The sequence below is a fragment of the Streptomyces sp. NPDC101237 genome (assembly GCF_044767465.1).
In the GTDB taxonomy this organism is placed as follows: Bacteria; Actinomycetota; Actinomycetes; order Streptomycetales; family Streptomycetaceae; genus Streptomyces; species Streptomyces gramineus.
In genome coordinates this window covers 320,302-338,908 of the sequence record NZ_JBIWNY010000001.1, presented here as the reverse complement: position 1 = coordinate 338,908, position 18,607 = coordinate 320,302, and the positions used below count along the sequence as shown (strand labels likewise).

The following is an 18,607-nucleotide window of genomic DNA, read 5'->3' as shown; positions in this document are numbered from 1 at the left end:
GATGACTCTCTCCTCGTGCTACTCGGCCGAGGGCGCCTCACCCTCGTCCGTACCGCTGGTCTCGACACCTTCGACGATCTCGACGGTCTCGTCCACGACGTCCTCGCCGTCGACTTCCTCCGCCTCGCTGCCGGCCTCGGCGTTCCGTGCGATGCCGACCACGGCATCGCGCTTGCCCAGGTTGATCAGTTGGACGCCCATGGTGTCACGGCCCGTCTCCCTGACCCCGCTGACTCGCGTACGAATCACACCGCCGGACAGGGTGATGGCGAGGATCTCGTCGTTCTCCTCGACGATCAGCGCGCCGACGAGCGAACCGCGGTCCTCCACGATCTTGGCGGCCTTGATGCCGAGGCCGCCACGGCCCTGGACGCGGTACTCGTCGACACGGGTCCGCTTCGCGTACCCCCCGTCGGTGGCAGTGAACACGAACGTACCGGGTCGAACAACATTCATCGACAGAAGTTCATCGCTCTCGCGGAAACTCATGCCCTTGACACCCGAGGTGGCACGGCCCATGGGACGCAGAGTGTCGTCGGAGGCGGTGAACCTGATCGACTGCGCCTTCTTGCTGATCAGAAGCAGATCGTCGTCCGCCGAGACCAGTTCGGCTCCGATCAGTTCGTCGTCGGAACCGTCCTCGCTCTCCCGGAGGTTGATCGCGATGACACCGCCGGACCGGGGCGAATCGTAATCCTTCAGAGGCGTCTTCTTGACCAGACCGGCCTTGGTGGCGAGCACCAGGTAGGGCGCCGCGTCGTAGTCACGGATGGCGAGGATCTCGGCGATCGCCTCGTCCGGCTGGAAGGCCAGCAGGTTCGCCACGTGCTGACCGCGCGCGTCCCGGCCGGCGTCCGGCAGCTCGTACGCCTTGGCCCGGTAGACCCGGCCCTTGTTGGTGAAGAACAGCAGCCAGTGGTGGGTGGTGGAGACGAAGAAGTGGTCGACGATGTCGTCCTCCTTCAGCTTCGTCCCGCGCACGCCCTTGCCGCCGCGCTTCTGCGCCCGGTAGTCGACGGTCTTGGTGCGCTTGACGTACCCGCCGCGCGAGACCGTGACGACGATGTCCTCCTCGGCGATCAGGTCCTCGATGGACATGTCACCGTCGTAGGGCACCAGCATGGTCTTGCGGTCGTCGCCGAACTTGTCCACGATCGCGGCCAGCTCGGTGCTGACGATGGCGCGCTGGCGCTCCGGCGAGGCCAGGATCGCGTTGTACTCGGTGATCTTCGCCTGGAGCTCGTCGTGCTCCTGGATGATCTTCTGGCGCTCCAGGGCGGCCAGCCGGCGCAGCTGCATCTCCAGGATGGCGTTGGCCTGGATCTCGTCGATCTCCAGGAGCCCCATCAGGCCCGTGCGCGCGATGTCGACCGTGTCGCTGGCCCGGATCAGCGCGATGACCTCGTCGATCGCGTCCAGCGCCTTCAGCAGGCCGCGCAGGATGTGCGCCCGCTCCTCGGCCTTGCGCAGCCTGAAGCGCGTACGGCGGACGATGACCTCGATCTGGTGCGTCACCCAGTGCCGGATGAACGCGTCCAGGGAGAGCGTGCGCGGCACGCCGTCCACCAGCGCCAGCATGTTGGCGCCGAAGTTGGTCTGCAGGTCGGTGTGCTTGTAGAGGTTGTTCAGCACGACCTTGGCGACCGCGTCCCGCTTCAGCACGATGACCAGGCGCTGACCGGTGCGCGAGGAGGTCTCGTCGCGGACGTCCGCGATGCCGCCGACCTTGCCGTCCTTGACCAGGTCAGCGATCTTCTGCGCCAGGTTGTCGGGGTTCACCTGGTACGGCAGCTCGGTGACCACCAGGCACTGGCGGTTCTGGATCTCCTCGACCTCGACCACCGCGCGCATGGTGATCGAGCCGCGGCCCGTGCGGTAGGCCTCCTCGATGCCCTTGCGGCCGACGACCAGCGCGCCGGTCGGGAAGTCGGGGCCCTTGATCCGCTCGATCAGCGCGTCCAGGAGCTCCTCGTGCGAGGCCTCCGGGTTCTCCAGGTACCACTGGGCGCCGGCCGCCACCTCGCGCAGGTTGTGCGGCGGGATGTTGGTGGCCATGCCGACCGCGATGCCGGCGGAGCCGTTGATCAGCAGGTTCGGGAAGCGGGCGGGCAGGACGGTCGGCTCCTGGGAGCGGCCGTCGTAGTTGTCCGTGAAGTCGACGGTCTCCTCGTCGATGTCGCGGACCATCTCCATCGACAGCGGCGCGAGCTTGCACTCGGTGTACCGCATGGCGGCCGCCGGGTCGTTGCCGGGCGAGCCGAAGTTGCCGTTGGAGTCGACGAGCGGCATGCGCATCGACCAGGGCTGGGCGAGGCGGACCAGCGCGTCGTAGATGGAGCTGTCGCCGTGCGGGTGGTAGTTGCCCATGACGTCGCCGACCACGCGCGCGCACTTGTAGAAGCCGCGCTCGGGGCGGTAGCCGCCGTCGTACATCGCGTACAGCACCCGGCGGTGGACGGGCTTGAGGCCGTCCCGCACGTCCGGCAGCGCCCGGGAGACGATGACGGACATCGCGTAGTCGAGGTACGAGCGCTGCATCTCCGTCTCGAGCCCGACGGGCTCGACACGCATTACCAGTTCGCCGCCCTCTTCAGGGCTGACGGGAGTGTTCTCGTCGGTCATTGCTGGTGAAGATCCTTCCCTGTGCGGTCAGCTGAGACCGACTCAGATGTCGAGGAAGCGGACGTCCTTGGCGTTGCGCTGGATGAACGCGCGGCGGGCCTCGACGTCCTCGCCCATCAGGACCGAGAACAGGTCGTCGGCCTGGGCGGCGTCGTCCAGGGTGACCTGGCCGAGGACCCGGTGCTCCTGGTCCATGGTGGTCACGCGCAGCTCCTCGGCGTTCATCTCGCCGAGGCCCTTGAAGCGCTGGATCGAGTCCTCGCGGACCCGCTTGCCGCGCTGGCGGCCCATCTCGATGAGCGCGTCGCGCTCACGGTCGGAGTACGCGTACTCGACGTCGTCCCGGCCCCACTTGATCTTGTAGAGCGGCGGACGGGAGAGGTACACGTGCCCGGCCTCGACCAGCGGCCGCATGAAGCGGAACAGGAAGGTCAGCAGCAGGGTGGAGATGTGCTGGCCGTCGACGTCGGCGTCCGCCATCAGGATGATCTTGTGATAGCGGAGCTTCTCGATGTCGAAGTCCTCGTGCACACCCGTGCCGAAGGCGGAGATCAGCGCCTGGATCTCCTGGTTCTGCAGGATCTTGTCGATCCGCGCCTTCTCGACGTTGAGGATCTTGCCGCGGATCGGGAGGATCGCCTGGTACTGCGGGTTGCGGCCGGACTTGGCCGAACCGCCGGCGGAGTCACCCTCGACGATGAAGATCTCGCACTTGATGGGGTCGTTCGACTGGCAGTCGGAGAGCTTGCCCGGCAGGGACGCCGACTCCAGCAGGCCCTTGCGCCGGGTGAGGTCGCGGGCCTTGCGGGCCGCCACGCGCGCGGTGGCCGCCTGGATGCCCTTGCGGATGATGTCCGCCGCCTCGACCGGGTTGCGGTCCAGCCAGTCGTTCAGGTGCTCGTAGACCGCCTTCTGCACGAAGGTCTTGGCCTCCGTGTTGCCCAGCTTGGTCTTCGTCTGGCCCTCGAACTGCGGCTCGCTCAGCTTGACCGAGATGATCGCGGTCAGACCCTCGCGGATGTCGTCGCCGGTGAGGTTGTCGTCCTTCTCGCGGAGCAGCTTCTTGTCGCGCGCGTACTTGTTGATCAGCGAGGTCAGCGCCGCGCGGAAGCCCTCCTCGTGGGTGCCGCCCTCGTGCGTGTGGATGATGTTGGCGAACGAGTACACGCCCTCGCTGTAGCCGCTGTTCCACTGCATGGCGACCTCGAGGGACAGGCTCTTGTCCCTGTCCTCGGCCTCCAGGTCGATCACCGTCGGGTGCACCACGTCGCCCTTGCGGGAGTTGAGGTACTTCACGAAGTCGACGATGCCGCCCTCGTAGTGGTACGTGACGGTCTTGACCTCGGCCTTCTCGTCCGCGCCCGCCTCGTCGGCGCCGGCGACGGCCTTCGCCGACTCGCGCTCGTCGGTGAGCCGGATCGTGAGGCCCTTGTTGAGGAAGGCCATCTCCTGGAAGCGCCGCGACAGCGTCTCGAAGGAGTACTCGGTGGTTTCGAAGATGTCCGGGTCCGCCCAGAACGTGACCGAGGTGCCGGTCTCGGCCGTCTCCTCGTGCCGCACCAGCGGAGCGGTCGGTACGCCCAGCTTGTAGTCCTGCGTCCAGCGGTGGCCGTCGGTCTTGATCTCGACGGACACCTTCGTCGACAGGGCGTTCACGACGGAGACACCCACACCGTGCAGACCGCCGGAGACGGCGTAACCGCCGCCGCCGAACTTGCCGCCCGCGTGCAGCACGGTCAGCACGACCTCGACCGCCGGCTTGCCCTCGGACGCCACGATGCCCACGGGGATGCCGCGGCCGTTGTCGACGACGCGCACGCCGCCGTCGGCCAGGATCGTCACGTCGATGGTGTCCGCGTGGCCCGCCAGAGCCTCGTCGACGGAGTTGTCCACCACCTCGTACACCAGGTGGTGCAGACCGCGCTCGCCGGTGGAGCCGATGTACATACCGGGCCGCTTGCGGACCGCGTCCAGCCCTTCGAGCACGGTGATGGCGCTGGCGTCGTACGAGGCGGTGACCTCACCGTTCGCGCCGGCGTCGGTGGACGGGATGTTCTCGTTGGGGTTGCCGGAATCGGCCACGAAGCGCCCTTTCTGGCACTGGCACAGCACGAGCCGGACTCCTGGGGGTCCCCCTCGAGAGAGGGCTGCCGGAGCGGCTGCGGCATGTTGCGTTGGTAAGCCTTGATCAGCGTTGCTCAGCTTTTCCCGGGCGGTCCCCACGGGCGGGGCGGGATTGTCTTCCAGTCTACCGGTAGCGCTGACAGTGATGGGGGTTTGCCGGTACCTGAGTCCGCATGTGCCGCCCTGAACCGGTCGCCGCCGACTCCCGATATACGGATGGGGGCTCCAAGAGGCTCACAGCGGCACTCAGCGCTTCGGGCCGTCAACCCTTGGCTACTCCGGGGTCAGGTCGCGACACGCACCGGCGCGGGGTGGTACGCCAAGGGGCCGAGGGGGCCGTACGACGGCTCCGCACTCGGCTCATCGCGTGACATAAGTCACCCGTAGGTGTCGCCGGGACCGGTGCTTCCGGGGGCGCGCAGCGGGCCGTAGCGCCGGGCAGGACCGCCGGGATTCAGGACCTTGATCATCCGCACCGAACCGTGCCCGAGGTCCTCGTTCAGGCGGGCGACCAGCGCCGGTGCGAGGTGGCGCAGCTGGGTCGCCCAGGCCGTGGAGTCGCACTGCACGACCAGCACCCGCTCGTCCTCGTCGTACCGCTCGGGCACGCAGTGCTTGGCGAGGTCCTCGCCGACGATCTCCGGCCAGCGGCCCATCACCCCGCCGACCGCGGCCGGCGTCTCCCAGCCGCGCTCGGTGATCAGCCGGTTGATCGCCGGACCCAGCGCCATGGGGTCGCGCCCGTCGGCGCGCGCGCCGGAGCGCAGGCCGCCGCGCCGCGCCTGCTTCCGCTGCTGTGCCGCGTCGCCCCGCGCGCGTGCCGCCTCCTTCGCGGCCCTGAGCGCCACCCGCGCCAGGTCCACGCCGGAGGGCTCCTGCCCGGGTCCGGGACTGTCGGTGCTCATACGCGCTCCACCGTCCCGTCCGCCACCGCGTACCGCGCGCCGGCCAGCAGATGCGGCACGTCGTCGTCCACGGCGGCGGTGACCAGGACCTGTTCACCGGGCGCGACGAGTTCCGCCAGCCGCTCCCGGCGCCGCGCGTCCAGCTCGGCGAACACGTCGTCCAGGACCAGGACCGGTTCGTTGCCCTCCGCGCGCAGCAGGTCGTACGACGCCAGGCGCAGCGCCAGCGCGTACGACCAGGACTCGCCGTGCGAGGCGTACCCCTTGGCGGGCAGCTGCCCGAGCTTGAGGGCCAGGTCGTCGCGGTGCGGGCCGATCAGCGTGACGCCCCGCTCGATCTCCTGCTTGCGGGCGTCCGCGAGCGCGGCCATCAGCTGGGTGTACAGGTCCCCACGGGTGTGGGCCTCGCCGGGCGCCGACGGCTTGTACTCCAGCGCGACCGGGCCGCCACCGGGCGCCAGCTGCTCGTACGCCTTGTCGGCCAGCGGCTGGATCGCGGCGATCAGGTCGAGCCGCTGGGCGAGCAGCTCGGCCCCCGCGCGCGCGAGGTGCTGGTCCCACACGTCAAGGGTGGACAGGTCCATCGAGCGTCCGCCGTGCCGCCGGGCGAGGGCCGCGGACTTCAGCAGGGTGTTCCGCTGCTTGAGGACCCGCTCGTAGTCCGACCGCACACCGGCCATCCGCGGCGACCGCGCGGTGATCAGCTCGTCCAGGAAGCGCCGCCGCTCGCCGGGATCGCCCTTGACCAGCGCGAGGTCCTCGGGAGCGAACAGCACCGTCCGTACGATCCCCAGCACGTCCCGCGGTCTGACCTGCGAGGACCTGTTGATGCGGGCGCGGTTGGACTTGCCGGGGTTGAGTTCGAGCTCGATCAGCTGCTGCCGGTCGCCCTGCCGTACCTGCGCCCGGACGACCGCCCGCTCGGCGCCCATCCGGATCAGCGGGGCGTCGGTGGCGACGCGGTGGCTGCCGAGGGTGGCCAGATAGCCGACGGCCTCGACCAGGTTGGTCTTGCCCTGGCCGTTCGGTCCGACGAAGGCGGTGACGCCCGGGTCGAGCGGGACCTCGACCCGGGCGTAGGAGCGGAAGTCGGCCAGCGACAGATGCGTGACGTGCATGGGTGTTTCGCCGACCTCCCGACCCGCTACTTCGTCTCTACGGCGTGGCCGCCGAACTGGTTGCGCAGCGCGGCGATCATCTTCATCTGCGGCGAGTCCTCCTGACGGGAGGCGAACCGCGCGAACAGCGAGGCGGTGATCGCGGGCAGCGGCACCGCGTTGTCTATCGCGGCCTCCACGGTCCACCGGCCCTCGCCGGAGTCCTGTGCATAACCCTTCAGCTGGTCCAGGTGCTCGTCCCCGTCGAGGGCGTTCACCGCGAGGTCGAGCAGCCAGGAACGGATGACCGTGCCCTCCTGCCAGGAGCGGAAGACCTCACGGACGTCCGTGACGGAGTCGACCTTCTCCAGCAGCTCCCAGCCTTCAGCGTAGGCCTGCATCATCGCGTACTCGATGCCGTTGTGGACCATCTTCGCGAAGTGGCCCGCGCCGACCCGGCCGGCGTGCACCGCGCCGAAGTCGCCCTCGGGCTTGAGCGCGTCGAAGACGGGCCGCACCTTCTCGACGTGCTCGGCGTCGCCGCCGTACATCAGCGCGTAGCCGTTCTCCAGGCCCCAGACGCCGCCGGAGACACCGCAGTCGACGAAGCCGATGCCCTGGGCAGCCAGCTCCTCGGCGTGCCGCTCGTCGTCCGTCCAGCGGGAGTTGCCGCCGTCGACGACCACGTCGCCGGGCTCCAGCAGCCCGGCCAGCTCGTCGATCGTGGACTGGGTCGGCGCGCCAGCCGGGACCATCACCCACACCACGCGCGGAGCGCTGAGCTTGCCCACAAGCTCTTCCAGGCTGTGGACATCGGCGAGGTCCGGGTTGCGGTCGTATCCGACGACGGTGTGGCCGGCGCGGCGGATCCGCTCGCGCATGTTGCCGCCCATCTTGCCGAGGCCGACGAGACCGAGCTCCATCAGTTGGTTCCTTAGGTTGCGGTGGGGCAGGAATGGCACCTGCGTGCCGCGTCCGAGCCTAATCGCGACCCTCTGCGCACAGTTGTGGGCACAGCCGCTCACCTGGGGAAACCCACCTGTGCACAGCGCCGGTCACCCACAGGGATCCCGCGGCACTGTGCACAGCTGTGGACGACGTCGGCCGCTCAGCCGCTGAGGCGGACCGGCATGATCAGGTACTTGTACGCCTCGTCCGCCTCCGCGTCGAGCGCGGGCCTGCCGCTCAGCAGGGCGGGCTTGGTGGACGTGGTGAACGACAGCTGGGCCACCGGGGAGTCGATCGCGCTCAGGCCGTCGAGCAGGAAGGTCGGGTTGAAGGCGATCGAGATGTCGTCGCCCTCCAGCTGGGCGTCGACCCGCTCCACAGCCTGTGCGTCGTCGCTGGAACCGGCCTCCAGGATCAGCACGCCCTGCTCGAAGCTGAGCCGCACCGGGGTGTTCCGCTCGGCGACCAGGGCGACGCGCTTGACGGCCTCCACGAAGGGGGCGGTCTCGATCACGGCGACGGAGTTGAACTCGGTCGGGAACAGCGTGCGGTACTTGGGCAGGTCGCCCTCGAGCAGCCGCGTGGTCGTGCGCCGGCCTGCGCCCTCGAAACCGATGAGTCCCTCGCCGGCGCCCGAGCCGGACAGCGCCAGGATCACGCTGTCGCCGCTCGTGAGGGCCTTGGCGGTGTCCAGGAGCGTCTTGGCGGGCACCAGGGCCACCGCGGACGCCTCGGGGTTCTCCGGCTTCCACAGGAACTCACGGACCGCGAAGCGGTACCGGTCGGTGGAGGCCAGGGTGACGGTGTCGCCCTCGATCTCGATGCGCACACCGGTCAGCACCGGCAGGGTGTCGTCACGCCCGGCGGCGATGGCCACCTGGGAGACGGCGGAGGCGAAGACCTCACCGGGGACGGTTCCGGTCGCGTTCGGCATCTGCGGCAGGGACGGGTACTCCTCCACCGGCAGCGTGTGCAGCGTGAACCGGGACGATCCACAGACCACCGTGGCCCGTACACCGTCTGTGGAAATCTCCACCGGCCGGTTGGGCAGGGCGCGGCAGATGTCGGCGAGCAGCCGGCCGGAGACGAGGACCGTGCCCTCCTCCTCGACCTCGGTCTCGACGCTGACCCGCGCGGAGACCTCGTAGTCGAAGCTGGACAGGCTCAGCTGGCCGTCCTCGGCCTTCAGCAGCAGGCCTGCGAGGACCGGCGCCGGCGGACGGGCCGGGAGGCTGCGTGCCGCCCAGGCCACTGCCTCCGCGAGTACGTCGCGTTCCACCCGGATCTTCACCGTAAGCCCGCCTCCTGCTGTTGCCGGGGCTTCTCGCCCTGCTGCGTCTTCGTCGTCTGACTCGGTGTCGTCGGTCCCTGGGAGGGGAAGAACACCGGGGACCAGTCTGACGCACCGCACTGACAGCTGGTGCCCCTCAGGGTCAAGTCGTGACGAGGCGCGGTCAGAGGCCGAAGAGCGAGTTGTGCACAGGGCCCTCTTCGAAACGGATTCCCAGCTCTCTCTAGTTGGCAGTAGTAGTAGGGGCTGTGGATACCGTGGATAACCCTGTTTTCGCAGCTCAGGGGCCAGATTTTGTCCACCGCCCCTGTGGGTTCAGCCGGTGGACAACCGGGTGTCTCTGTGGAGAACAGAAAGTTCTGCACATCCCGTGCACAGCCTGAGGGGACTTCTCCCCAACGCCGTCCCCAGCTTTACCCACCTTTCCCACAGCCCAACCTGGCAGCTTCGTGTGACGCCTTTCACTCGACACGGTGAGCGGGCGCGTCACGTTGCCGAACAGTGGACAGCGGTGTGGAGAAGCTGGGGATCGCTGGGGACAACTGCCCCTCAGCCTGTGGGGTCGCGGTGGACAACTTCGTGCACAGCCTGTGGATCATTTCTTCGTCCACAGGCTGTGGAGATCCGTCGTCCACGAATCCACACCCGCCTGAGCTGGTCTGATGCCGTTTCACTGGCCTACCTGTGGACGGCGTTCGGGACAACTTCGCAGTCCCCAGGGTGTGGACGCAAGAAAGTCCGCAAATCTGTGGAGGACGCCCGTAACCCGGCTGGTAATCGAACAGCGGAGGGCGTGGCCTCGGGTGCCGCTCCGTGCGCCCGCCCCATCAGGGGCGCGGGGAACCGCGCGATCAGCCCCCACGACGCCGCGCTGGACCACCCCACGGCGCCGCGCTGGACCACCCCCTGGATCACCCCAGGGACCACCTCACGGCACCGCACCGGATCCACCGCACCGGATCCACCGTCCGGATCCGCCGCACTGGATCCGCCGTTCGGAACCACCTCAGGACGCCGAAAGGCGCCCTTGGGATCTCTCCCAAGGGCGCCCTGAACGCCGTAGCCCGGTAGCGCCGCCGGCCGGACCGCTATCCGTTCTTGATGCGGTTGGTCAGCTCCGTCACCTGGTTGTAGATCGAGCGTCGCTCCGCCATCAGCGCCCGGATCTTCCGGTCGGCGTGCATCACCGTCGTGTGGTCCCGGTTCCCGAACTGCGCCCCGATCTTCGGCAGCGACAGGTCGGTGAGTTCACGGCACAGGTACATGGCGATCTGCCGGGCCGTGACCAGCTGCCGGCCGCGGGAGCTGCCGCACAGGTCCTCGACCGTGAGGCCGAAGTAGTCCGCGGTCGCCGCCATGATCGCCGTGGCGCTGATCTCCGGCGTCGAGTCCTGGCCGCCGGGGATCAGGTCCTTCAGCACGATCTCGGTCAGGCCGAGGTCGACCGGCTGCCGGTTGAGCGAGGCGAACGCCGTCACCCGGATCAGCGCGCCCTCCAGCTCACGGATGTTGCGCGAGATCCGGGAGGCGATGAACTCCAGCACCTCCGGAGGCGCGTTGAGCTGCTCCTGCACCGCCTTCTTGCGGAGGATCGCGATGCGCGTCTCCAGCTCCGGCGGCTGGACGTCGGTGATCAGGCCCCATTCGAAACGGTTCCGCAGCCGGTCCTCCAGGGTGACCAGCTGCTTGGGCGGCCGGTCGCTGGAGAGCACGATCTGCTTGTTCGCGTTGTGGAGCGTGTTGAAGGTGTGGAAGAACTCCTCCTGCGTCGATTCCTTGTCCGCGAGGAACTGGATGTCGTCGACGAGCAGGATGTCCATCTCGCGGTACCGCTTGCGGAAGCTGTCGCCCTTGCCGTCGCGGATCGAGTTGATGAACTCGTTGGTGAACTCCTCCGAGCTGACGTAGCGCACCCGGGTGCCCGGGTAGAGGCTGCGCGCGTAGTGCCCGATGGCATGCAGCAGGTGGGTCTTGCCGAGGCCCGACTCGCCGTAGATGAACAGCGGGTTGTAGGCCTTGGCGGGCGCCTCGGCGACGGCGACCGCGGCCGCGTGGGCGAAGCGGTTGGACGCGCCGATGACGAAGGTGTCGAACAGGTACTTGGGGTTCAGCCGGGCGGTCGGCTCACCAGGGCCCGGCGCGGGCGCGGGCTTGGCCCCCAGCGGTCCTGGCGCGCCCGGCGCACCGCCGGCCGCCGGCAGGTCCGGGCGACCGGGTCCGCCGCGCCGGCCCTGGCCCTGGCCGCCCGGCGGCTCGGAGCGCTCGCGGCGGCCGCCGTCCCGCTGGTCGTAGTCGCCACGGTCGTAGTCCGGCCGGTCGTACTCGGAACGGTCGTAGTCGGAGCGCTTCGGTTCGAAGTCGCCGCGCTGCTGCTCGTAGGGCGGGCGGTCCATCGGCTGCTGGGGCCGGTACTCCTGGGAGTAGGAGTCACCGTAGCCGTCCGAGCGGTAGGTCTCCTGGGACGGCGAGGCGTAGGGATCGCGTTCGGGGAAGCCGAGCCGGGGCTGCTGCCAGCCGTAGTCGTCCTGGCCGCCGCGCGGCCAGGCGCCGGGTTCGGGGCGCTGGTACTCGGACGGGTAGGCGGGCCGGGCGTTGGGCAGCTGATCGCGGCCCCCCTGCTCGGCCGGGCGGTCGGCGCGGTGCCGGCCGTAGCCGCCGTCGTACGGGGGCGAGGGCAGCTGCTCGGGCTCCTCGTAGCGGTGCGACTGCGCGGGAGGCGCCGGCGGGGTCGGGGGTTCGCCCGCGGACTCGTCCACGGTGATCGCGATCCGGATCGGGCGCCCGCACTCGCGGCTGAGCGTCTCGCTCACGATGGGGGCCAGACGGCCCTCCAGCACGTTCTTCGCGAATTCGTTCGGCACGGCGAGCAGGGCGGTGTCCGCCACCAGGGCGAGCGGCTGGCAGCGCCGGATCCAGTGCTCGTCCTTGCCCTCCACGCCCTGTCCGCGGCCCTCGCCGAGGAGCTGCTCCAATACGCGTGGCCACACTGCGGCAAGATCGGCAGGTACGTCAGCCACAGGGCACGCTCTCTCACGGGTCCCACGAACGTGTGGTTCGCGGACGGGTCGGGATGAATATCGGGTCGGGCGGGGATAAAGGAACGAATCGGAGTTCAGCCACGGTAGTCAGCGTGGCGGGTGCGGTTCAAGTTGTTGTCCCCAGCCTGTGGATAGTGTCTCTCCGTCACCGCTGGTTTGACCGAATGGCGTAGCCCCGCGTACCGTAACCAGGTCGAGTTGTCGATGGCTGCTGCCGCCTGCCTCCGATGGGCACAGATCGCTGAAGGTGATCGGGAAGCGGTGCACTCGGGCGTGACGCGAGCTTCTCGTGGGCGCACGGTGACAGCCAGGACGGCACCCGCCACACCGATTTGATTTCTGGAGCCCCCGAGTGAGCAAGCGCACCTTCCAGCCGAACAACCGTCGTCGCGCCAAGACCCACGGCTTCCGCCTGCGGATGCGTACCCGTGCCGGTCGCGCCATTCTGGCGAACCGCCGCAGCAAGGGTCGCGCCAGCCTGTCCGCCTGATTCCGATCAGGTCATGACATCGTGCTGCCCACCGAGAACCGGCTGAGGCGGCGCGAGGACTTCGCGACCGCGGTACGACGGGGGCGCCGGGCCGGCCGCCCGTCCCTCGTCGTCCACCTTCGTAGCGGTGCCACGGACCCGCACGCGCCTGGGGAGAGCGCTCCCTCGACGCGTGCGGGTTTCGTCGTGAGCAAAGCAGTGGGTGGCGCGGTGGTGCGCAACAAAGTCAAGCGCAGACTGCGTCACCTGATGCGTGACCGAGTCGCCCTGTTCCCCCCCGGTAGCCTGGTAGTCGTACGAGCGCTGCCCGGAGCGGGCGACGCCGACCATGGACAGCTGGCCCGAGACCTGGACGCCGCCATCGAACGGCTACTGGGAGGGGGCGCGCGATGAAGTACCCACTGCTTGCTCTGATCAAGCTCTACCAATGGACGATCAGTCCATTGCTGGGGCCGGTGTGCAAGTACTACCCGTCGTGCTCCCACTACGGCTACACCGCCATCGACCGGCACGGTGCGATCAAGGGGACGGCGCTCACTGCCTGGCGCATCCTGCGGTGCAATCCGTGGTCGCTCGGCGGTGTGGATCATGTTCCTCCGCGCAAGCGACCGCGGTGGCACGAAATGCTGCGTGACGCGTGGCGTGCACGCAAGGGCGGGCCCTCCGCCGCCGGACCGGCCACCGAGGAGAAGCTCGCGCCAGAGCTTCCTTCGAGCCCGGCCGCAGAGACTTCGTCCCATGTCCAAGGAGCATGATTAGTGGACACGATTGCCAGCTTCTTCAGCTTCATCACGACACCCGTTTCATGGGTCATCGTCCAGTTCCACACGGTGTACGGGAAGATCTTCGGTCCCGACACGGGGTGGGCCTGGGGCCTGTCCATCGTGTCTCTGGTGATCCTGATCCGCATCTGCCTGATCCCGCTCTTCGTGAAGCAGATCAAGGCGACCCGGGCCATGCAGACGCTGCAGCCCGAGATGAAGAAGATCCAGGAGCGCTACAAGAACGACAAGCAGCGCCAGTCCGAAGAGATGATGAAGCTGTACAAGGAGTCGGGTACCAACCCGCTCTCCTCGTGCCTTCCCATCCTCGCGCAGTCCCCGTTCTTCTTCGCCCTGTATCACGTGCTCAACGGCATCGCCTCGGGCACGACGATCGGCGTGATCAACCAGGGCCTGCTGGAGAGCGCGCAGAAGGCGCACATCTTCGGCGCTCCCCTCGCTGCCAAGTTCTTCAGCAGCGAGGCGCAGATCACCTCGCTCGACGCTTCGCAGACCAACGTCCGGATCGTGACGGCCGTCATGATCGTGCTGATGTCGGCGTCGCAGTTCTACACGCAGCGTCAGCTGATGACGAAGAACGTCGACACCACGGTGAAGACGCCGTTCATGCAGCAGCAGAAGATGCTGATGTACGTCTTCCCGGTCATGTTCGCCGTCTTCGGCGTGAACTTCCCGGTCGGTGTCCTCGTCTACTGGCTCACCACCAACGTGTGGACGATGGGTCAGCAGATGTACGTCATCCGCAACAACCCGACCCCGGGTTCCAAGGCGCAGGCCTCCTACCTGGAGCGGCTGACCCACCACGTCACCGCCCACGGCAAGGCCCGCAAGCGCAGCGAGCGCACCATCATCAAGGCGATCGTGTCCAAGGGCCGGGACCGCAACGAGTTCGAGCGCAAGTTCATCAACTCGCTGACGAAGGCGGGCCTGGTGGCCCAGGCCGACGGCAGCGTGATCAAGGGCGAGGCCCAGGCCGCCGCGCAGACCGAGGACGGCGTCGCGGCCACCGCCGCCAAGCGTCAGCAGCCCAAGCGCCAGACCAAGGCCCAGCGCCAGTCCGGCCTCACGAAGACGGCCGGTGAGCCGTCCGCCTCCGCCGAGCCGATCGCCTCCGCCGAGAAGGAGGACTCCGGCGAGCCGACGACCTCGCTGGAGAAGTCCGACGAGCCGCAGGACGCCAAGCCGGCCCCCCAGCAGCCCCCGAAGGGCGGGTCCAACGGCCGCAGTAGGGCCCAGTCCGGCCAGCGCAAGGGCGGTCAGCAGCGCCCCAAGTCCCCGTCCAAGAAGTAAGAAGGAGCCCATCCCGTGACGGAAGGCACCACCTCCGCTGCCGAGGGTGCAGACACCCTGACCCGCCTGGAGCAGGAGGGCGAGATCGCGGCGGACTACCTCGAGGGTCTGCTGGACATCGCCGATCTCGACGGCGACATCGACATGGACGTCGAGGCCGACCGAGCCTCCGTGTCGATCATCAGCGACGCGGGCGGCCGCGACCTGCAGAAGCTGGTCGGCCGTGACGGCGAGGTGCTGGAGGCGCTCCAGGAGCTGACCCGGCTGGCCGTGCACCGGGAGACCGGTGACCGCAGCCGCCTGATGCTCGACATCGCGGGCTACCGCGCCAAGAAGCGCACCGAGCTCTCCGAGCTGGGGGCCAAGGCCGCGGCCGAGGTGAAGAGCACGGGCGAGCCCGTGAAGCTCCAGCCGATGAGCCCGTTCGAGCGCAAGGTCGTGCACGACGCGGTCAAGACCGCCGGGCTGCGCAGCGAGTCGGAGGGCGAAGAGCCGCAGCGGTTCGTCGTCGTGCTGCCCGCCTGATCGGTCGCACCGTTTCACCGGCCCCGTCTGTTGAGCAGGCGGGGCCGAACTTTGTCAGCCTGGTGGTTCTGGTGGCCGGTGCGTGGAGCGCCGGCGCGGTACGGAAGGACGGTCCCCCGTGACGGAGGCTGCGGAGCTCCCCCCGGCGCCTGAGCAGGCGCGCGAAGTGTTCGGCGAGCGCTTCGCCGACGCGGTCCGCTACGCGGAGCTGCTCGCCGAGGCAGGCGTGCAGCGTGGTCTGATCGGCCCTCGGGAGGTGCCCCGCCTGTGGGAGCGGCACCTTCTGAACTGCGCGGTCCTCTCCGAGGCCGTCCCCGAAGGGGTGACGGTGTGCGATGTCGGCTCCGGCGCCGGTCTGCCGGGCATTCCGCTGGCGCTGGTCCGGGAAGACCTCAACATCACCCTGCTGGAACCGCTGCTGCGGCGCACCAACTTCCTCACCGAGGTCGTCGAGCTGCTCGGCCTGAATCATGTGACGGTGGTGCGGGGCCGGGCCGAAGAGGTCATGGGCAAGCTGCCTCCCGTCCACGTGGTCACGGCGCGGGCCGTGGCCCCGCTCGACCGGCTGGCGACCTGGGGTGTGCCGCTGCTGCGTCCCTACGGCGAGATGCTGGCCCTCAAGGGGGACACGGCGGAAGAGGAGCTGAAGGCCGCTTCCACCGCTCTGACGAAGCTCGGAGCGGTCTCCACGTCCATCCTGCATGTGGGTGAAGGGGTGGTGGACCCGCTCTCCACGGTCGTGCGGGTGGAGGTCGGCGAGAGCCCGGGTGGCGTGCGGTTCGCGGCGAAGCGGGCCAAGGCCGCTCGGACGGGTCGGGTACGGCGCCGGCGCTGACCTCAGGGCTCGACCGACACAGAGGCGCTTCCCGGCCTGGGAGAGCGCCTCTGTGTCGCTACAGGCGCGTCTACGGGTCCTTGGGTGCAGTAGACGTCGGGAGACAGCGAGATCGGCCGGCACGCCTTCTTGGCAGTCACGATCTTTACCCCTGAGGGGGAGACGGAACGCTCTGCGGCGGAGTGTCACCCGCATAAAGGACAATTTGTTGTCATCGTGTTTCACGTGAAACGTCGCTCACTGTTGCACGGCATCATCGGCCGGGGCCGCGCCGCGGCCGAACCACGCGACCGAAAGCCCCTCGGTTCTCTCAGAGAGGGGGCCTCCCGTGACACTCCGTCCTTCCGGCGGGGCACGGAGTTGTCCACAGAGGTGGATTTCTCCACAGAACACCAGGCCTCACTGGTTCACGACCCCGAAGGCATGGGAGGCTCTGTTCATTGCGAGCCTGAAGTCGAGGAGAGTGAATCCTTGCGGTCCGACGCCAACATCGCGGGACCGATGACCGATCCGGTCCCCGGTCCCCGAACCGAGTCGATGGGGGCGGATGTTTCACGTGAAACACCGCCTCCGATGGACGACACTCCCATCGGTCGTGCTGCCCAACTCGCGGTAGAAGCGCTGGGCCGTGCCGGCGAAGGTCTGCCACGTCCGGAGCAGACCCGCGTCATGGTGGTGGCCAACCAGAAGGGTGGTGTCGGCAAGACGACGACGACCGTCAACCTTGCCGCGTCACTGGCCCTTCACGGTGCCCGGGTACTGGTGATCGACCTCGACCCGCAGGGCAATGCCTCCACCGCGCTGGGCATCGACCATCACGCCGAAGTTCCGTCCATCTACGACGTGTTGGTCGAGAGCAAGCCGCTGGCCGAGGTCGTCCAGCCGGTGGTGGACGTCGAAGGCCTCTTCTGTGCCCCCGCCACGATCGATCTCGCCGGTGCGGAGATCGAGCTGGTGTCCCTGGTGGCGCGGGAGAGCCGTCTCCAGAGGGCGATCCAGGCGTATGAGCAGCCGCTGGACTACATCCTCATCGACTGCCCGCCCTCGCTCGGCCTCCTGACGGTCAACGCACTGGTCGCGGGCGCCGAGGTGCTCATCCCGATCCAGTGCGAGTACTACGCGCTGGAGGGCCTCGGTCAGCTGCTGCGCAATGTCGACCTGGTGCGGGGGCACCTCAACCCCACGCTGCACGTGTCGACCATCCTGCTCACCATGTACGACGGCCGGACGCGCCTCGCTTCCCAGGTCGCGGACGAGGTGCGCAGTCACTTCGGCGGCGAGGTGCTGCGGACGAGCATTCCCCGCTCGGTCCGTATCTCCGAGGCGCCCAGCTACGGGCAGACGGTACTGACCTACGATCCTGGATCGAGCGGTGCCCTCTCCTACCTTGAGGCGGCCCGAGAAATCGCGCTGAGGGGCAGCGACGTCGGCTACGACCCGACGCAGGCCCACATCGGCACCCAGAGCAACACGAGCATGGTGGAGGGCATCCAGTGAGCGAGCGACGGAGGGGGCTGGGACGTGGCCTCGGCGCACTGATCCCTGCTGCCCCGACCGAGAAGAACCCGGCCCAGGCAGCGATGGGCGGCACGGGGTCCGCGTCGGTGGCAGCGGGTCCGGTGCTGACGACCGAGCGGGGGGTCGCCGCCGCGAAGGTGACGACCCTGCCGGCGGTGTCCCAGGAGCCCGAGGAGCCCTCGGTCTTCGGTGTGGTCCCCGAGGCCCCGGCTTCTCCGATGGGCGCCCACTTCGCGGAGATCCCGCTCGACGACATCACGCCGAACCCGCGCCAGCCGCGTGAGGTCTTCGACGAAGACGCTCTGCAGGAGCTGGTCACCTCCATCCAGGAGGTCGGTCTCCTCCAGCCGGTCGTCGTACGCCAGCTCGCGCCTTCCCGCTACGAGCTCATCATGGGCGAGCGGCGCTGGCGGGCCTGCCGTGAGGCCGGTCTGGAGGCGATCCCGGCGATCGTCCGAGCGACGGACGACGAGAAGCTTCTGCTGGACGCGCTGCTGGAGAACCTCCACCGTGCTCAGCTGAACCCGCTGGAAGAGGCCGCCGCCTACGACCAGCTGCTGAAGGACTTCAACTGCACGCACGACCAGCTGGCCGACCGCATCGGGCGTTCCCGGCCGCAGGTCTCCAACACCCTGCGCCTTCTGAAGCTCTCGCCGGCCGTCCAGCGCAGGGTCGCCGCCGGGGTCCTGTCGGCCGGGCATGCCCGGGCGCTGCTCTCCGTCGACGACTCGGAGGAGCAGGACCGCCTGGCCCACCGGATCGTCGCCGAAGGGCTGTCGGTGCGGGCCGTCGAGGAGATCGTGACCCTCATGGGGTCGCGACCGCAGGCGGCGACCCGGGCCAAGGGGCCTCGTGCGGGCGCGCGGGTCTCCCCGGCACTGACCGACCTCGCGACCCGGCTCTCGGACCGCTTCGAGACCCGGGTGAAGGTCGACCTGGGCCAGAAGAAGGGCAAGATCACCGTCGAGTTCGCCTCGATGGAGGACCTTGAGCGGATCCTCGGCACGCTCGCTCCGGGCGAGGGCCCGGTCCTGCCCCAGGGAGTCCACGACAGTGACTCCGAGGAGTCCGAGGACTGACCTCGGCGCCCAGCAGAGCGGGTCGTGTCCGGTGTGTACCGGAACACGATCCGCTCTTTGCTT

The 18,607-nt window shown here is 68.7% G+C and carries 15 protein-coding genes; 8 read left to right on the top strand and 7 right to left on the bottom strand.

Going from position 1 to position 18,607, the window contains the following annotated elements:
- Positions 1-18: 18 nt before the first annotated feature.
- The 7 genes from gyrA to dnaA all read right to left on the bottom strand — a co-directional run bounded on the left by gyrA (position 19) and on the right by dnaA (position 12,004).
- Complete coding sequence (gene gyrA, locus ACIRQ9_RS01585) at positions 19-2,622, bottom strand: DNA gyrase subunit A (protein ID WP_404165956.1); 2,604 nt, start codon at positions 2,620-2,622, stop codon at positions 19-21.
- A 42-nt stretch (positions 2,623-2,664) separates the two neighbouring features.
- The gene (gene gyrB, locus ACIRQ9_RS01580) at positions 2,665-4,704 is read right to left on the bottom strand and encodes a DNA topoisomerase (ATP-hydrolyzing) subunit B (protein WP_404165954.1); all 2,040 of its coding nucleotides are present in this window, start codon (positions 4,702-4,704) and stop codon (positions 2,665-2,667) included.
- A gap of 419 nt (positions 4,705-5,123) precedes the next feature.
- Positions 5,124-5,651 (bottom strand): DUF721 domain-containing protein, encoded by a 528-nt coding sequence (locus tag ACIRQ9_RS01575; protein WP_404165952.1) that lies wholly within the window; start codon positions 5,649-5,651, stop codon positions 5,124-5,126.
- Positions 5,648-6,769, bottom strand: coding sequence for a DNA replication/repair protein RecF (gene recF, locus ACIRQ9_RS01570; protein ID WP_404165950.1), 1,122 nt, complete (start codon positions 6,767-6,769; stop codon positions 5,648-5,650). Before recF ends, ACIRQ9_RS01575 begins: the two co-directional genes overlap by 4 nt.
- Before the next feature lie 26 nt (positions 6,770-6,795).
- Positions 6,796-7,671, bottom strand: a complete 876-nt coding sequence (gene gnd, locus ACIRQ9_RS01565; RefSeq protein ID WP_404165949.1) for a phosphogluconate dehydrogenase (NAD(+)-dependent, decarboxylating) — start codon at positions 7,669-7,671, stop codon at positions 6,796-6,798.
- Positions 7,672-7,856: 185 nt separating this feature from the next.
- The gene (gene dnaN / locus ACIRQ9_RS01560; protein WP_385673484.1) at positions 7,857-8,987 is read right to left on the bottom strand and encodes a DNA polymerase III subunit beta; all 1,131 of its coding nucleotides are present in this window, start codon (positions 8,985-8,987) and stop codon (positions 7,857-7,859) included.
- Positions 8,988-10,075: 1,088 nt separating this feature from the next.
- Positions 10,076-12,004 (bottom strand): chromosomal replication initiator protein DnaA, encoded by a 1,929-nt coding sequence (gene dnaA, locus ACIRQ9_RS01555; protein WP_404165946.1) that lies wholly within the window; start codon positions 12,002-12,004, stop codon positions 10,076-10,078.
- Positions 12,005-12,377: 373 nt separating this feature from the next.
- Here dnaA and rpmH point away from each other — a divergent pair, with 373 nt between their 5' ends.
- The 8 genes from rpmH (at position 12,378) to ACIRQ9_RS01515 (ending at position 18,544) form a co-directional block, all read left to right on the top strand.
- The gene (gene rpmH, locus ACIRQ9_RS01550; RefSeq protein WP_005482975.1) at positions 12,378-12,515 is read left to right on the top strand and encodes a 50S ribosomal protein L34; all 138 of its coding nucleotides are present in this window, start codon (positions 12,378-12,380) and stop codon (positions 12,513-12,515) included.
- A 21-nt stretch (positions 12,516-12,536) separates the two neighbouring features.
- The gene (gene rnpA / locus ACIRQ9_RS01545) at positions 12,537-12,908 is read left to right on the top strand and encodes a ribonuclease P protein component (protein ID WP_351316548.1); all 372 of its coding nucleotides are present in this window, start codon (positions 12,537-12,539) and stop codon (positions 12,906-12,908) included.
- Positions 12,905-13,270: a membrane protein insertion efficiency factor YidD gene (yidD, locus tag ACIRQ9_RS01540; protein WP_404165944.1), complete on the top strand. Its 366-nt coding sequence runs from the start codon at positions 12,905-12,907 to the stop codon at positions 13,268-13,270. Before rnpA ends, yidD begins: the two co-directional genes overlap by 4 nt.
- Positions 13,271-13,273: 3 nt before the next feature.
- Positions 13,274-14,587: a membrane protein insertase YidC gene (yidC, locus tag ACIRQ9_RS01535; protein ID WP_404165942.1), complete on the top strand. Its 1,314-nt coding sequence runs from the start codon at positions 13,274-13,276 to the stop codon at positions 14,585-14,587.
- 15 nt (positions 14,588-14,602) lie between these two features.
- Positions 14,603-15,112 carry a protein jag gene (locus tag ACIRQ9_RS01530; RefSeq protein ID WP_404165940.1) on the top strand — a complete coding sequence of 170 codons (510 nt, stop codon included), beginning with the start codon at positions 14,603-14,605 and terminating at the stop codon, positions 15,110-15,112.
- A gap of 118 nt (positions 15,113-15,230) precedes the next feature.
- The gene (rsmG, locus tag ACIRQ9_RS01525; protein WP_351316538.1) at positions 15,231-15,947 is read left to right on the top strand and encodes a 16S rRNA (guanine(527)-N(7))-methyltransferase RsmG; all 717 of its coding nucleotides are present in this window, start codon (positions 15,231-15,233) and stop codon (positions 15,945-15,947) included.
- Positions 15,948-16,370: 423 nt separating this feature from the next.
- The gene (locus ACIRQ9_RS01520) at positions 16,371-17,444 is read left to right on the top strand and encodes a ParA family protein (RefSeq protein ID WP_404166391.1); all 1,074 of its coding nucleotides are present in this window, start codon (positions 16,371-16,373) and stop codon (positions 17,442-17,444) included.
- Complete coding sequence (locus ACIRQ9_RS01515) at positions 17,441-18,544, top strand: ParB/RepB/Spo0J family partition protein (RefSeq protein ID WP_404165938.1); 1,104 nt, start codon at positions 17,441-17,443, stop codon at positions 18,542-18,544. Before ACIRQ9_RS01520 ends, ACIRQ9_RS01515 begins: the two co-directional genes overlap by 4 nt.
- The last annotated feature ends 63 nt before the right edge of the window (positions 18,545-18,607 follow it).

Excerpts from the sequence above, each read along its gene's own strand:
- recF (WP_404165950.1), bottom strand. The coding sequence starts at position 6,769 with ATGCACGTCACGCATCTGTCGCTGGCCGACTTCCGCTCCTACGCCCGG.
- yidD (WP_404165944.1), top strand. The coding sequence starts at position 12,905 with ATGAAGTACCCACTGCTTGCTCTGATCAAGCTCTACCAATGGACGATC.
- gyrA (WP_404165956.1), bottom strand. The coding sequence starts at position 2,622 with ATGACCGACGAGAACACTCCCGTCAGCCCTGAAGAGGGCGGCGAACTG.
- ACIRQ9_RS01575 (WP_404165952.1), bottom strand. The coding sequence starts at position 5,651 with ATGAGCACCGACAGTCCCGGACCCGGGCAGGAGCCCTCCGGCGTGGAC.
- ACIRQ9_RS01520 (WP_404166391.1), top strand. The coding sequence starts at position 16,371 with ATGGGAGGCTCTGTTCATTGCGAGCCTGAAGTCGAGGAGAGTGAATCC.
- gnd (WP_404165949.1), bottom strand. The coding sequence starts at position 7,671 with ATGGAGCTCGGTCTCGTCGGCCTCGGCAAGATGGGCGGCAACATGCGC.